This is a genomic window from Microlunatus sp. YIM B11417, assembly GCF_059617205.1.
On record NZ_JCAMPJ010000001.1, the window covers coordinates 440,686 to 454,995 of the forward strand.

At 71.0% G+C, this 14,310-nt stretch carries 12 protein-coding genes; 5 read left to right on the top strand and 7 right to left on the bottom strand.

Features of this window, described 5'->3' with window-relative positions:
- Positions 1 to 4: 4 nt before the first annotated feature.
- The 3 genes from AC6CCG_RS02145 to AC6CCG_RS02155 are packed head-to-tail and all read right to left on the bottom strand — an operon-like array spanning position 5 to position 2,122.
- Positions 5 to 1,231, bottom strand: coding sequence for an amidohydrolase family protein (locus AC6CCG_RS02145; protein ID WP_496652798.1), 1,227 nt, complete (start codon positions 1,229 to 1,231; stop codon positions 5 to 7).
- A gap of 1 nt (position 1,232) precedes the next feature.
- Positions 1,233 to 1,607 (bottom strand): YccF domain-containing protein, encoded by a 375-nt coding sequence (locus tag AC6CCG_RS02150; RefSeq protein WP_496652799.1) that lies wholly within the window; start codon positions 1,605 to 1,607, stop codon positions 1,233 to 1,235.
- Positions 1,604 to 2,122 (bottom strand): O-acetyl-ADP-ribose deacetylase, encoded by a 519-nt coding sequence (locus AC6CCG_RS02155; RefSeq protein ID WP_496652800.1) that lies wholly within the window; start codon positions 2,120 to 2,122, stop codon positions 1,604 to 1,606. Before AC6CCG_RS02155 ends, AC6CCG_RS02150 begins: the two co-directional genes overlap by 4 nt.
- 248 nt (positions 2,123 to 2,370) lie before the next feature.
- Between AC6CCG_RS02155 and AC6CCG_RS02160 the strand changes: the two genes are divergently transcribed.
- A complete protein-coding gene (locus tag AC6CCG_RS02160) occupies positions 2,371 to 4,371 on the top strand; it encodes a MinD/ParA family ATP-binding protein (RefSeq protein ID WP_496652801.1) in 2,001 nt (666 codons plus the stop codon).
- Positions 4,372 to 4,473: 102 nt separating this feature from the next.
- Positions 4,474 to 7,824 (top strand): phosphodiester glycosidase family protein, encoded by a 3,351-nt coding sequence (locus tag AC6CCG_RS02165; RefSeq protein ID WP_496652802.1) that lies wholly within the window; start codon positions 4,474 to 4,476, stop codon positions 7,822 to 7,824.
- Here AC6CCG_RS02165 and AC6CCG_RS02170 read toward each other — a convergent pair.
- Positions 7,821 to 8,198, bottom strand: coding sequence for a DUF4406 domain-containing protein (locus AC6CCG_RS02170; RefSeq protein ID WP_496652803.1), 378 nt, complete (start codon positions 8,196 to 8,198; stop codon positions 7,821 to 7,823). The two genes, AC6CCG_RS02165 and AC6CCG_RS02170, sit on opposite strands and share 4 nt — an antisense overlap.
- A gap of 44 nt (positions 8,199 to 8,242) precedes the next feature.
- Between AC6CCG_RS02170 and AC6CCG_RS02175 the strand changes: the two genes are divergently transcribed.
- Positions 8,243 to 8,998 (top strand): DeoR/GlpR family DNA-binding transcription regulator, encoded by a 756-nt coding sequence (locus AC6CCG_RS02175; RefSeq protein ID WP_496652804.1) that lies wholly within the window; start codon positions 8,243 to 8,245, stop codon positions 8,996 to 8,998.
- Here AC6CCG_RS02175 and AC6CCG_RS02180 read toward each other — a convergent pair.
- Both AC6CCG_RS02180 and AC6CCG_RS02185 read right to left on the bottom strand, forming a co-directional pair.
- Positions 8,995 to 9,609, bottom strand: coding sequence for a C39 family peptidase (locus AC6CCG_RS02180; RefSeq protein ID WP_496652805.1), 615 nt, complete (start codon positions 9,607 to 9,609; stop codon positions 8,995 to 8,997). The two genes, AC6CCG_RS02175 and AC6CCG_RS02180, sit on opposite strands and share 4 nt — an antisense overlap.
- 137 nt (positions 9,610 to 9,746) lie before the next feature.
- Complete coding sequence (locus AC6CCG_RS02185) at positions 9,747 to 9,965, bottom strand: hypothetical protein (protein WP_496652806.1); 219 nt, start codon at positions 9,963 to 9,965, stop codon at positions 9,747 to 9,749.
- A gap of 122 nt (positions 9,966 to 10,087) precedes the next feature.
- Here AC6CCG_RS02185 and AC6CCG_RS02190 point away from each other — a divergent pair, with 122 nt between their 5' ends.
- Both AC6CCG_RS02190 and AC6CCG_RS02195 read left to right on the top strand, forming a co-directional pair.
- Positions 10,088 to 11,353, top strand: coding sequence for an outer membrane protein assembly factor BamB family protein (locus tag AC6CCG_RS02190; RefSeq protein WP_496652807.1), 1,266 nt, complete (start codon positions 10,088 to 10,090; stop codon positions 11,351 to 11,353).
- A 114-nt stretch (positions 11,354 to 11,467) separates the two neighbouring features.
- The gene (locus AC6CCG_RS02195) at positions 11,468 to 13,435 is read left to right on the top strand and encodes a sialidase family protein (protein ID WP_496652808.1); all 1,968 of its coding nucleotides are present in this window, start codon (positions 11,468 to 11,470) and stop codon (positions 13,433 to 13,435) included.
- A 12-nt stretch (positions 13,436 to 13,447) separates the two neighbouring features.
- On the opposite strand, the gene AC6CCG_RS02200 is transcribed toward AC6CCG_RS02195, so the two are convergent.
- A complete protein-coding gene (locus AC6CCG_RS02200) occupies positions 13,448 to 14,242 on the bottom strand; it encodes an alpha/beta fold hydrolase (RefSeq protein WP_496652809.1) in 795 nt (264 codons plus the stop codon).
- Positions 14,243 to 14,310 lie beyond the last annotated feature (68 nt).

The following is a 14,310-nucleotide window of genomic DNA, read 5'->3' on the forward strand; positions in this document are numbered from 1 at the left end:
CAGGTCAAGAAACGCGACGAGACTGACGATCGAGTCGGACTCCGCCCTTCCACACCGCCCGGATCGACCGGGTCGCCGTGATCTCCGCCGTCGGATCGCCGTCGACGAGCAGCAGATCGGCGCGAAGCCCAGGCTCGATCCGCCCGCGGTCGGCCAGACCGTACGCGGCGGCCGGCGCCGCGGTGGCCGCCGTCAGCGCAGCCGCCGGTGACAGTCCGGCATCGACGAGGGCGGCCAGTTCGCCGTGCAGGCTGAAGCCGTGCACGGACCGACCGGTGGCGGCGTCGGTGCCGGCCAGGAGCGGTACGCCGGCCTCGTGCAGGGCAGCGGTGGCGGCGAAGGCGTGCCGGTGACTGACACCGGCCGGCGGCGTCATCGTGTAGTCGTGTTCCGGATCCGGGACGATCGAGGACCGGTTGCGCTCGTCGAGGTACGGCGCCAGGTCCGGGTGGTCCAGGTAGCCGAGCTCCCGGCGGACGCCGGTGTAGGCCTCGTACACGGACAGGGTCGGCGTGACGAAGAGGCCGGCGGCGGCGACCCGGCCGGCGAAGTCGTCGGTCGGCGGCTGGTCGATGAAGAGGTGGGCCAGGCCGTCGACGCCGGCGTCGATCGCCAGCTCGGCGTCGGCCTGGGTGGAGACATGGGCGACCGTACGCAAGCCGGCGGCATGGGCTGCCTCGACCAGGGCCCGGACAACCTCCGGGGCGAGCCTCGGCGACTGGATCCCGAAGGTGCTGCCGTCCTCCAGGATGATCTTGAGATAGTCGGCGCCCTCGGCCACCCGGTCGGCGACGAAGGACTGCACCTGATCAAGACCGGCGAGGGTGGGGAACTCCGGGTAGATGCCCCACTGGACCAGCTGACTCGGATGCCCGCCGGGCGCCGTCGCGCCGACGCCGGAGGAGCGGAGGTCGGCGTGGTCGTCCCGGTCCCGGACCGCGTCCCGGAGGGAGGCGAGCAGCTCCGGCGTGCAGAACAGGTCGAGCTCCGTGGTCACCCCGAAGGTCAGCGCGGTGGCGAGATCGGTGGCGGCCGTGACGTGGGTGTGCGCGTCGATCAGTCCGGGCAGCAGGGTGCCGTCCGCGCCGTCCACGACCGTCACTCCGGCCGGCGTCCGAAGGCCTTGATCGAGGCGGTCGATCCGTCCGTCGATGATCAACACCGAGTCGGCGCCGGCGATCCGGGTGCCGTCGAAGATCCGGACGTTCGTGATCAACAGGTCGGCAGACATCTCACTCCTTCGCGACGATCTCCTTGCCCAAGGGTACGAGACAGATGCCGATCATCTTGAAGTTCGCGACGCCGAGCGGGATGCCGACGATCGTGATGCAGAGCAGGATGCCGGTGATCACGTGCAGCAGGGCCATCCACCAACCGGCGACGATCAGCCAGATCACGTTGCCGATCATGGTCAGGCAACCGCTCTTCGGTTTGTTGATCACTTCCCGGCCGAACGGCCAGGCGGCGTAGTTGGCCAGTCGGAACGACGCGATGCCCCAGGGGATCGTGACGATCAGGATGCAGCAGATGACCCCGGCGATCATGTACCCGAGGAACAGCCAGACTCCGGACAGCACGAACCAGATCACGTTCAAGATCGTCTTCATGATGACCCTTCCTCCGCGGCGGTACGAAACGCCCGATAGCTGTCCTCGCCGTACAGGACGAAGATGATCTTCTCGACCGAGGTGGTGGCCTCCCGGACGGCACGCAGGGCGGTCCGGGCCGCGTCCAGCTTCGGCCAGGCGTAGAGGCCGGTCGAGATCGCCGGGAACGCGATCGAGGTGGCGCCGAGCTCGTCCGCCACCGCCAGCGACGACGTGTAGCAGGCGGCCAGCAGACTGGTCCGGTCCTCCCGCGGCGAGTGCACCGGTCCGACGGTGTGGATCACCCAGCGGGCCGGCAGCCGGCCCGCCGTGGTCGCCACGGCCTCGCCGACGGGCAGCCCGCGCGGAAACCTGGTCGCCCGAATCTCCTTGCAGGCCTGGAGAATCTCCGGGCCGCCGAGGCGATGGATCGCGCCGTCGACGCCGGCCCCGCCGAACAGGGACGAGTTCGCGGCGTTCACCAGCGCGTCGGCGCGGACCTCGGTGAGGTCGCCCATCCGGATCTCGAACGTCACCTCGCCGAGTCTAGGAGGACCCGGACCGCAGGCTCAGAATTCTCCTGGCGAATCCGGGTGGCTGCGCCTCAGGTCCAGGGTGATGCCGGGTGGGGACCGAGGGTGTGCCGGCGGCAGCGGAATCGTGGCGAATCGGGTATCAAGGGGTGGGCCATGGACGAAACCGGCACCCTGTCGCGTGCATTGTCCGCCGGAACCAGCACAATTGAGCCCATATCCAAGCCCGCGGGAGCGAGGAGGGACCGACGATGAGCGAGCGGAACCAGGATCCGACACCATCCACCGATCCGATGTTGCATGCCGTGGTCCGTGCCGACGGCACGGCCGCGGTGACGGTGGACGGGGTGACCCAGGAGATCCGGGCCGCCGACGAGGACTCGGTACGTCAGCAGATCCTGGAGCGGGCCAGGCAGCGGGCCGTCATCGCCGGGCACCCGGTGCGACTGACCACCTCCGAGCCGGCCGGCCGTTGGTGGCTGATCGTGCACGCGAACGGTCAGGTGTTCGAGGACCGGTCGGTCCGCGAGGCGGATCCGTACTCGACGCCACAGCCTCCGGTTCAGCAGCCGCCGGCGCCTCCGGCCCAGCAGTTCCCGGCCGAGCAGCCGTCGTACCAGCCGGATCCGTTCCGGAACGATCCGTTCGGCCAGGACCCGTACCGCCCGGATCCGTTCCAGCAGCCGCCGGGCTACCCTCAGCAGCAGCCGGCGCAGCAGCAACCGGCCCCGCGCCCGGCCCCGGAACCCGCAGCACCGGCACCGGAACGGCAGCCGGCCCGCGCCGAGGAGGCTCCGAGCGAGAGCGACTCGACCCCGTGGTCGGCCGCGATCGACGAGTCGGACGATGAGGAGCCGGCCGCCTCGGCACCGGCCCGGCACCACGCGTGGACCCCGGAACGCCGGTCGGCCGGGGCCCTGGTCAACCTGAGTCCGACCCACCCCAGCGACTATCCGGCGCCGCCGGCCCGGGCGGAGCAGCCGGCCGCCGAGCCGTCGCCGCCGGCTCCGCAGCCCGGCGGCACGTTCGGGGCGGAGCAGCCGGCTGCCTCGGCTCCCGTACCGCAGCAGCCGGCGCCGAACTGGCCGCCCTCGGCGCCGGAACAGCAGCAGCCCCCGGCGTACGTCCAGCCGGCGGCCCCGCCGCCCGCGCCGCAGCAGCCGCCCGCCCAGCAGCCGCCGGCCCAGCACCCGGCCGCCCAGCGGAGTGCGGCTCCGTCGGGAGCCTCGGCCGCGGACCTGGAGGACGACCAGCGGCGGCACGAGCCGCCGCCGTCGGACGTGCTCGAGGTCCAGCCGCCCGGTGAGGAGCCGTTCCGCAAGCCCACCCTGGAGGACCTGCTGGAGACCAGGCCGAAGCCCAAGCCCGGCCCGGCCGAGTGGGGCGTCCGCGGCGCGCTGCGGAAGGCGACCTTCGGCGCGGTGAAGTTCCGGCCGTCGGCGGCCGAGATGCAGCACCGGATGGACGTCTCGGCGATCCAGCGGTCGCTGTCCGGGCCGAAGACGGTTGCCGTCGTGAACCCGAAGGGCGGCGCGTCCAAGACCACCACCTGCTACCTGATCGGGGCGACGTTCGGGCTCTACCGCGGCGGCTACACGCTGGCCTGGGACAACAACGAGACCCGCGGCACCCTCGGCTGGCGCTCCATCCCGGCCCGGCACACCAACACCGCGGTCGACCTGCTGGCCGACATCGAACGGTTCCAGGCGGTCGACCGGGCCCGGGTCGGCGACCTGGACAACTATGTCCGGACCCAGGGCACGGCCCAGTTCGACGTGCTCGCCTCCGACGAGGACGCGGCCCGGTCGGCGACCCTGGACGGCGAGGCCTTCGACCAGCTGCACCAGACGCTGTCCCGGTTCTACCGGTTGTTGATCATCGACACCGGCAACAACATGCGCGCCTCCAACTGGATCGCCGCGGTCGAGGCCGCCGATCTGCTGGTGATCAGCAGCAGCGTGCGGGAGGACACGGCGAGCTCCGCGGCCTGGCTGATCGACGGTCTGCGGGCCCGCGGGCTGGAACACAAGGTGGAGTCCGCGGTCACCGTGCTGTCCGCGCCGGCCCGGGAACCGGAGGAGGGCCTGTCCCGCCGGCTCCATGATCACTTCGGGCGGCTGACCCGCGCCGTGCTCGACGTACCGCACGATCCGGCGCTGGTCGACGGCGGGACGATCGAGATCGAGAAGCTGCATCCGGAGACCCGGGAGGCCTGGGTCCACGTGACCGCGGCGATCGCCGACGGGCTCTGATCCCCAAGGCGCGTCAAGAATTAACCCGGAGTTCAGCGCAGCCCGGCAAAGACTGGCAGAGTGATGCCAGTCTGAGCGCGGACGTACTCGCTGAGGGGGATCATGACGCGTCGCCGCCTGGCCGCTGTTGCGGCCGTGTTGACCGGGCTGTGCCTGACCGCCGCGGGAGGCCTGGCGACGAGTGGCCTCGCGGCCGCCGAACCGCCGGCCGCGCCCGACCTTTCCGGAGGTGACTCGGCCTTGTTGCGGGACCGGCCGGTCCGGGTCGCGCCCGGTCTCGACCTGACCTCGTTCCAGCGGCTGCAACCGGGCGGCTGGGTGACCGGCTCGGTGCTCAGCGCCGACCTGTCGGTGCCCACGCTCGAGTTGGATGTCGAGGACGGCGGCGACGTGGCCGGCTCACCGGCACCCGTCAGCGAGCTCGCCGAGCAGGGTCGCGCGGTGGCTGCGGTGAACGGCGACTACTTCGACCTGAACCGGTCCGACGCCCCGGTCGGCACCAACATCTCGCCGACCGACGGATTGCGGACCGCCGGCGCCGACCCGCGGCAGGCCTTCACGTTGAAGGACGGCAAGGCCGCGGTACGTGAGCTGATGTCGGCCGCGACGGTACGGATCGACGGCAGCACCGAGCAGCTCCGGTCGGTCAACTCGCCCAGCTTCGCGAAGAACTCGATCGGCCTGTTCAACCGGGTCTGGGGCGACTTCCCGGTCGGCCGGCTGCTCGACGCCGACGAGCCGGTACGGATCGTGACGGTCGTGGCCGGCCAGGTGACCGGAAACTCGACCGACCGCTCCCTGCTCGGCAAGGCGCTCGACCTGCCCGAGGGCGGCTCGGCCCTGGTTGCCCGCGGTACGGCGACCGACCGGCTGGCCGACGTCGAGGTCGGTGACACCGCCGAGCTCACGGTGCAGGCCAGCGCGGACGTCGACCTCGCGGTCGGCGGTGATCAGCGGCTGCTCACCGATGGCGAGCCGACCGACCAGGACCAGGTCGAGGCGGCCCGGACCGCGATCGGCGTGAGCAAGGACGGCAGTCGGTTGATGATCGTCAGCATCGAGGGTCGGCAGGGCGACGCCCACGGCATGACGATCAAGGAACTGACCCGGTTCATGATCGAACTCGGCGCCTGGAACGCCGTCAACCTCGACGGCGGCGGGTCGTCGACCCTGGTGGCCAGGCCGGCCGGAACGGAGGACCGTACCGTGATCAACAGGCCGTCCGACGGGCGCGAACGGGCCGACGCGAACGCGCTGGTGTTCCGTTCCACCGCGCCCGTGGAGCCGATCGCCGGCGTCGCGCTGCGGCCGGCGATCGAGCCGGCGCACGGGCTCGGCCGGCCCGAGGCGTACGACCTGCTGCCGGGGCTGAGCCGGACCCTGACCGGGACCGGCCTGGACGGCAACCTCGCCGCCGCACCGGTGCCGGGAAGTTTCCAGGCCCGGCCGACCGGCGTGATCACGTTGGCCGATCCGCGCGCGACCGCCGAAGCCGTCGTGGTCGGCGAGGCCGCCGGCAGCGGCACGGTCAGGTTCCGCACCCGCACCGGCAACGCCGAGGTCGCGCTCCGGGTGCACGGCCCGATGACCAGGCTGGAACCCTTCGCGACCGTGGTGGCCCTGCCCGACGCCGAGTCGACGGCGACGATCACCCTGTCCGCGGTCGACGCGGACGGACACCGGGTGCCGGTCGAGGCGCGCGACGTCAAGATCACCACCGGCGACGGGGTCCGGGTCACGCCCGGCGACGCCGGCGCGTTCCTGATCACCCCGACCATCGGGACCGGGGCCAGCAAGATCACCTTCATCGTGCAGGGGCACCAGGTCACGGTGCCGGTCACCATCGGCTACACCGAGACCGCGCTGGCCGACTTCGCCGATCCGACCGCCTGGAAGGCCCAGACCGCCCGGGCCACCGGGACGCTGTCCGCGGCCACCGGGCCGGAGGGCGGCCCGGCGCTCGCCCTCGACTTCGACTTCACCCAGTCGACTGCGACCCGTGGCATGTACGCGGTGCCGGTGCAGCCGATCCCGGTCGCCGGGCAGCCGCAGGCGCTGACGCTGTGGATCAAGGGCACCGGCAAGGAGGAGTGGCCGCGGATCCAGGTCACCCGCGGTGACGGCACCTCGACCAACCTGGACGGGCCCAACATCGACTGGACCGGCTGGCGGCAGGTGCGGTTCCCGGTCCCGGCCGGCACCGCCTTCCCGCTGACCGTGACGGCGCTGCGCTTCATGGAGATCCGCTCCGACGCCTCGTACCAGGACCGGTTGGAGATCGCCGGGCTGGCCGCCCAGGTGCCGCCGGAGGTGGACCTGCCCGAGCAGCCCGCCCTGCGTGACCCGGTGATCATCAGCCAGGGTTCTGTGGCCGGCCGGCCGCAGCGGATCGCCGTGATGAGTGACAGCCAGTTCGTCGGCCGCGACCCGGACAGCGACCTGGTCGCCGCGGCCCGCCGCACGCTGCGCGAGATCGTGGCAGCCGAGCCGGACCTGCTGGTGATCAACGGTGATTTCGTCGACGAGGCGGCCATGATCGACTTCCAGCTGGCCGAGCGGATCCTGGACGAGGAGGTCGGCACGAAGGTGCCGTACGTCTACGTACCGGGGAATCACGAGATCATGGGCGGCCCGATCGGCAACTTCGAGTCGATCTTCGGTTCCTCGTCCACCCATCGCGACCTCGGCCCGACCAAGATCATCACCTTGAACACGAGCACCGGCACGCTGCACCCGGGTGGCAGCACCGAGCAGCTGCGGATGCTCGAGGCCCAGCTCGCCGAGGCCGCCGGCGACCCGGAGATCACCGGCGTGGTGATCTTCCAGCACCACCCGATCGACGACCCGCACCCCGATCGGGCGAGCCAGCTCGGCGATCGGCACGAGGCCGCGGCGCTGGACCGGCTGCTGGCCCGCTTCCAAGCGGAACAAGGGAAATCGGTGGCCCTGATCAACGGCCACGTCGGCACCTTCTACGCCGAGGCCTCCGGCGGCGTGTCCCGACTGATCAACGGCAACTCCGGCAAGAGCCCGTCCGGTGCGCCGGACCGGGGCGGCTTCACCGGCTGGTCCATGCTCGGCATCGACCCGGCGAAGGGCCCGGTCGCCGGGAGTCATGACCGGCTGGACTGGCTGCGCGTGGAGACCCGGGCCCGGGTGGACGACATCGACCTGACCGTGCCCGGCACGCTGACGGTCGGCGAGACCGCGGCCGCCGGCGCCTCGATCGTTCAGGACGGCGACCGCCGGGTCCCGGTGGCCTGGCCGGTCAGCGCGGCGTGGGGCGGGTCCGGCGTCTGGATCGGCGATCCCCAACGGCGCCGGCCGGACCCGAAGGCGATCGTCGCCTACGATCCGGGCACCGGCCGGCTGACCGCTCTCCGGCCCGGTCTTGCCGAGTTGGTGATCACCGTCAATGGCGTCACGGCGCGGGAGACGATCTCCGTCGACTAGCCTGCGGCCGCACCGGGGATCTCGTCGAGCGAGTGGTACACCGGGATGCCGCGGCCCTCGGCGATCGCGACGTCCTGGTCGGCGCCGCGGGACTCGCCCGGCAGACGGAGCACGGCGTCGCAATGCTGCAGCAGTCGCTCGGCGGTCGGGTACATCACCTCGGCCGCCAGCGGATCGGCCGGTCCGCTCGCTCCCGCGCTCGCCAGCACCGGCAGCGCGACCCATTCACCGATCATGGGCACGTGCCCGGCCCGGAAGATGGGCCACGCCGCTTCCTCCAGCCGCTTCAGGTTCCGAGCCATCAACTCGGGATCCCCTCCCGTACCGGAGGCGTACGGGCCGGCGATCAGGATCAACATAGGCTTGGTCACCATCGGCACAATACAGCAGAAACGTGCAATAACAGGAAGGATTGCGGATGCTGGCTGCGGCACGCAAGGACCTGCTTCTGGAACGCCTGCACCGTGACGGCCGCATCGTCGCGAAGGAGATCGCCGCCGAGCTGGGCCTGTCCGAGGACAGCATCCGCCGCGATCTGCGCGAACTCGACGCCCAGGGCCTGGCCGTTCGTGTGTACGGCGGCGCGCTGCCCGCCTCGCCGGCCGTCGCCGACTACGCCACCCGCGGCTCCGTGGCGCCGGAGAGCAAGCGGCGGGTGGCCGCCGCCGCGGTCGCGCTGATCGAACCCGGCTCCACCGTCATCCTCGACGGCGGCACCACGACCCTCGCGATGGTCCAGGCGCTCCCGAAGACCTTCCGGGGCATGATCATCACGCACGCCCCGACCATCGCCGCGGCCCTCCTCGATCACGAGGCCGAGGTCTTCCTGATCGGCGGGCGGCTCTTCAAGCACTCCGCCGTCGCCTGCGGTGCCGCCGCCGTCGAGGCCGCGGGCCGGGTCAGTGCCGACCTCTTCTTCCTCGGTGTCACCGGCATCCATGCCACGGCGGGCCTGACCACCGGTGACGCGGAGGAGGCCGCCATGAAACGTGCCCTGGCCGCGCGCGCCGCGGCGACCTACGTGCTCGGCAGTGACGAGAAGATCGGCGCCGCCTCGCGCTACGCCGTCCTCCCGCTCGACGCGGTTGCCGGGGTGATCACCGACCTGGCCAGGACCGCGCCCGCCTCACGAGCCCTGGCCAAGGCCGGTGCCGCCCTGGTCCACGCCGGTTAGCCTGCGTGCCCGAAGTACGTGAAGCGATTGAGCTTGTTCCAGTCGACGATCCGCTGCTTGTCCCGCCAGACGCCGGCCCGGTTGGGATTGGCGGGGTCCGCGATCTTGTACTGCCGGTTCGAGTAGCCCACGATCGCGATGTAGTGGCCGGCGTACCGGTTGCTGTCGACCTGGTTCATGTTGATCACGACGGGATGGCCGGCATCGATGCTGGTGCGGACCTTGGCCTGCAGGTCCCGGTAGAGCGTGCCGCTCGGCGAGATCCGAAACAGGTAGCGGTAGGAGAGACCCACATAGCTGAGCCGCCGGTTCAGCACCTTGGCGATCAAGGTCGGGTCCTTGAGGCCCATGTTCTCGCGACTCGGGCCGTCGTACGGATGCAGATTGAGGGACTTGGCCAGGCTGTTCTGGCTGGGAATGGGATCGTTGCGGCGCAGCATCGTCGTGCTGAGGGCGATCCGGGTCGAGGCGGCTGAGCAGTACCAGCTGTTGGGTTGCCGTTGATAGCGGTACGTGACGCCGGCGGCTTCGGCCTCGGTGACCCCGAGGGTCAGGCCGATGCCGGCGGCGGCGCCGCCGATGAGCAGTGATCGACGAGTCAGGTCTGGCATCCGATCCTCCGTTGTCGAGCGATGGGTCGGGAGCCAGCATGGTCGGTTCAGGAGCGGTGGCGTTGCACGATGTTGCAACGGACGGCCCGGTGGCCTGGCGCCGTCAGGATCGGCGCCGAGTTCGATCGAGGAGGAGATCAGGCAGGGCGGCCGGCCACGAGGTTCTCGACCGCCGTCTCGTACGTCTCGTCGAGCTCGAGGCCTGCGTTGGTGTACTCGAACTTGAGCCGGGCACGAACCTCGGGTTCGGGACGGCCGAGGGCGTTCGCTGTCGCGCTGCGGTGCGCTTGCGCGCGTGCCTCGACCTGTTGGTCCTGCTGCCGGGCTCGGGCTTTGGCTTCGGACCGTTTGCTCATCGCCTCACACTACGCTCTCTCGACAAAATCCGGACTCCACGGCTGTCCCCGTCCCGGCGGTGCCCTCCGGTCCGGCAGAATCGGGCCGGACCGATCGACCTGCCTGCGGACGGAGCTGACCGATGAGGACGTACGCCAGACTGCTGGTGCTCGGCGTGGCCGTGGTGGTGACCGGCTGCACGGCCGCACCGCAGTCCGCGCCGACCCCGGGGCCGAGCGCCACCGAACGCCCGGCGCCCAGCGCGAGCCCGACGCCGAGTTCCACGCCGACGCCGACCAAAGCAGCTCCCGCGGCGCCGAAGCTGGATGCCGAGCTGGTGGCGGACGGGTTCGCCGCGGCCGACGACAAGCCGATCGCGGTGACCGAGTCCGGCGTGGTGTTCGCCGGTCCGGACAAGATCGCGTACCTGATGGGAGCCGACGGCACCCAGCAGTGGCGGCTGCCCCGGCAGTTCAACCTGGGCGACGCCGACGAACCCCGGACGATCGATCATGTGGCCGGCTCGTTCGGCGAGGGCCCGGCCGACCTGATCGCGGCCGACTACCGGTGCGACGCCGTCGACTGCATCGGCGAGAACGAGTACGGCGTCGCCGGCTTCTCCACGGAGGACGGCGACCTGCAGTGGTCCCGGTCGATCAGCGGCGACGAGGGACCGATCGCGGTGGCCGACGTGACGGACGACGCGGTGATCGTCGAGCTGCGTACGTCGGACGAGGAGCAGCGAGCGATCACGGCCCTGGACGCCGACTCGGGCGACCGGCTCTGGACGCTGTCCGGTTACGCCGCGAGCTGGGTGAGCGGTGATCATGTCCTGGCCCAGCGGGTGAACGGCCCGGACCTGGAGGACTGGACCCCGGTCGTGGTCGACCTGGAGAGCGGCGAGGTGGTGCTGACCTCGGAGCACCGCGGCACCTGGCGGCGCCCCGAGGTCGACCTCTACGAATCGGCGGAGGATCTCGCCGCCATCGCCGTCCGGCCCGGCGCGGGGGACACGACGAGCCCGCACACCGTGCTGGTTGACCTCGCCCGCGAGCGCCAGTACGAGCTGACCGACGGCTTCCAGGCCCTCGGCTCGCTGGGCCGGGATTCCGACGGCGCCTACTTCGCCTGGCCGGGCCAGGAGAGCGGCACGGTGCTGAGCAGCGGCCTGCCGATCCGCGCCCCGAAGGTCGGCGAGTCGGCCGACCTGGACCAGTTCGGCAACCTGCGCGCCGCCACCGGCCGCTATCTCTGGCTCGATTCCGACACGAGCACGACGGCGATCGACCGCACCGGCGCCCGCCGGCTGGACCCGGTCGAGGGTACGGTCCGCGCCGTCACCGGCGACTGGCTGGTCACCGAGACGGACGGCTTCAACGTCTACCGGCTGACGCCCGACCGCCGCTGATCACGCTGCCGCCGGCCCGGGCAGCGACGATGATCATGATCGCCGATCGCCCGTTGACATGGAACATCATTCTATATATCCCTTGACGCATCCGTGCCGAGAGGGAGTGGACACATGTCGCCACGAAGGATCATCGTCGCCGCCCTTGCCGTCCTGACCGTCCTCGGACTGCTCACCGCGCTGCCGATCCCGGCCGAGGCCGACGACATCCGTACCTTCGACGGCGAGCCACTGGGTGAGCCCCCGTCCGGCTACGTCACGCAGGGCGACGTGACCGTTGCGGCGGCGCCGTTCGGCGCGCCCGGCAACCGGGCGGTGCACCTGGCCGACTACTCCGCCACGCTGCAGACCCGACTGCACCTTCCCGCGGCACCCGCGGCGGCCAGGCATTTCGAGTTCGATCTCGCGATGCACACCACGAAGCAGAATGTGTTCATCGCCGTTCACGCCGACGGCGACAATCCCGCCCTGGGGCTGTACCGGTTCATGATCACGCCGTTGTACGCCTACGGTGGCAGCACCACCGCGCAGGTGCTGGTCTACGACGGCCGGACGTACCTGCGGTTCGCCACCTTCCCGATGCTCACGGCACGTGATCACCCCAGTCGCATCAGCATCGACGCCAGCACCGAGTCAGCCGTCCTCAGCGCCGCGGGCCTGTCGTTCCGGACCACGGTCCGTGCCTCGGGTGGTCGCGCGATCACCAGCCTGGAGCTGGCGTCGAGCGGTTCCGCGGGAGTGGGTTCGGACGCTTACCTGGACAACGTGACGTCGACTGAGCTCGATCCGGACGGACCGGCGCTCGCCGAAGGTGTCCCGGCAACGGGCACGCTCGATTCCTACCTGGCCCAGAGATACCCCGCGTCGACCGTCGTCGCGACGATCGACGCCCCCGGCGTCCGGGCAGCTGACCTGCGGGCCGAGGTGATCGTGGACGGTGTGGCCCGACCGTTCGAAGGCCGCATCTCCGGAACACCGGGACGATTGGAGGTGGCCGCCGCTCTCGAGGCGTACGACATCGGCCTGCACCCGATCACCATCAACGTGACCGATCTGCGAACCGGCGTGATGCGGTCGTCGCAGCTGCGCATCCAGGCCTACGCGCCGAGGCGCGAACGGACGGTCGTCCAGGAGCCGGCCGGAGCAGCCGAGCCACGGTTCCCGGACGCCGTGCGGCTGGCCGACGGGACGATCGTGCTCGCCTACCACCTTGCGGACGGCCATACGAACGCCGACGGCGTGATCAAGGTGGTGCGCTCGTCCGATCAGGGCCGCACCTGGTCGGCGCCGGTGACCGTCGTGGCGACGGAAGGTGCCGACAACCGCGATCCGAAGCTGAGTGTGCTGCGCGACGGGACCGTGCTGCTCACGGTCTTCCGGACCGACTGGTCGACTCAGCCGGCCAGCAACGTCGGCACCTTCGTCTACCGCTCGAGCGACGGTGGGCGCAGCTTTCCCGAGGTCGCCCGGATCGACAGCGCGCAGCCCGGTGCCTGGCAGCACGCGCCGGCCGTGGAACTGCCCAACGGCGACATCCTGCAGCCGCTGTACGGCTGGGGTGCCCGGATCGCCCGGAGCACCGACGGCGGCCGTACCTTCCCGGCGGCGAACGAGACCATGGTGGTCGCGGACGATGATCGCTACGCCAACGGAGAACCCAACCTCGTGCGGTTGCCGAGTGGCGAACTGATCATGCAGATCCGCCGGCACGACAATCTGCTCGGGATCGAGAGCCCGTCCACCATCGTGCGGTCCCACGACGGCGGGACGACCTGGAGCGCACCGGAACCGACCGATCTGCCGGCCTCGTCGGCCCACCTGCTGGTGACCGGCGACGGCTCCGTCCTGGTCACCTACGGCAACTACGAACAGGCGGGCCGGCCGACCTACGGGGTCTTGATCAAGGATCCCTCCGGCCCCTGGACCGGGCTCCGGCCGGTGCCCCTCTACAACTCCGGCTGGGACGACCAGGCCAATCCCAGCACGGTGCACCTGCGCGACGGTGCCTTCCTCACCTTCGGCTTCGACGTCGCTGACCGCACCGTGGTCTCGTTCCGGACGGAGGCCGCCGACTACTCCTGAGCGCATCGGTCCTCAACGGGTTGTGCCACTCGCTGTTCCGGCCAGGAACGTCCGCAATGCTTCTGCGGTCGCGGCCGGTGGCATGGTGTGGTTCTCGCCGCCGGGCACCTCGAGGTGGCGCAGGCCGGGCACCCGGGCCGCCAGCCCGGCCGCCAGTTCGCGCACCTGGGGCCAGGTCTCCTCGCCGTTGATCACGATCATCGGCAGGTCCGCGACCGGGTCCGGCAGGCCGAGCCGGGTGAGGGTCGCGTCGTACACGACCGAGGTCGCCATCGCTTCCAGGTAAGGCCAGCCGGGCGAGGCCTTGATCTGCTCGACCACGGGGGCCGGCAGCCCGATCCCCTCGGTCTGGAACGTGGCGACCGCGTCCCCGCGCCGGCCGGCGATGATCAGCTCGGCCAGCCGGTCCGGCAGGTCGGCCGCCTGGTCCTTGCCGATCGGCGGCTCGTACAGGGCGATCCGGGTGATCGGCAGTCCGGCCGCCGCGGCCCGCAGGGCCAGCACTCCGCCGGACGAGAAGCCGAAGACGGCGGCCGACCCGCCGGCCTCGTCGATCACCGCGGCCAGGTCAGCCAGTTCCCGATCCGTTCCCGCGGCCGGGATGCCGGCCACGGTGCCCTCGTCGGTACTGTCGCCGCGACCGCGCCGGTCATAGCAGATCACCGTGTACGCGTCCTGCAGCAACTCCGCGACCGGGGCGCAGGTGGTCCGATCGTTGAACGCGCCGGAGATGAAGACGATCGGCTCGCCCGAGCCCTTCCGGTCGTACGCGACGATCGTGCCGTCGGCGGACTTCGTGGTTTCCATGATTCCTCCTCATTGGGTGGCTCCAGTAGGGCGACGAGCGGCGACCGGGCCGATGGACCGTGGCCGGA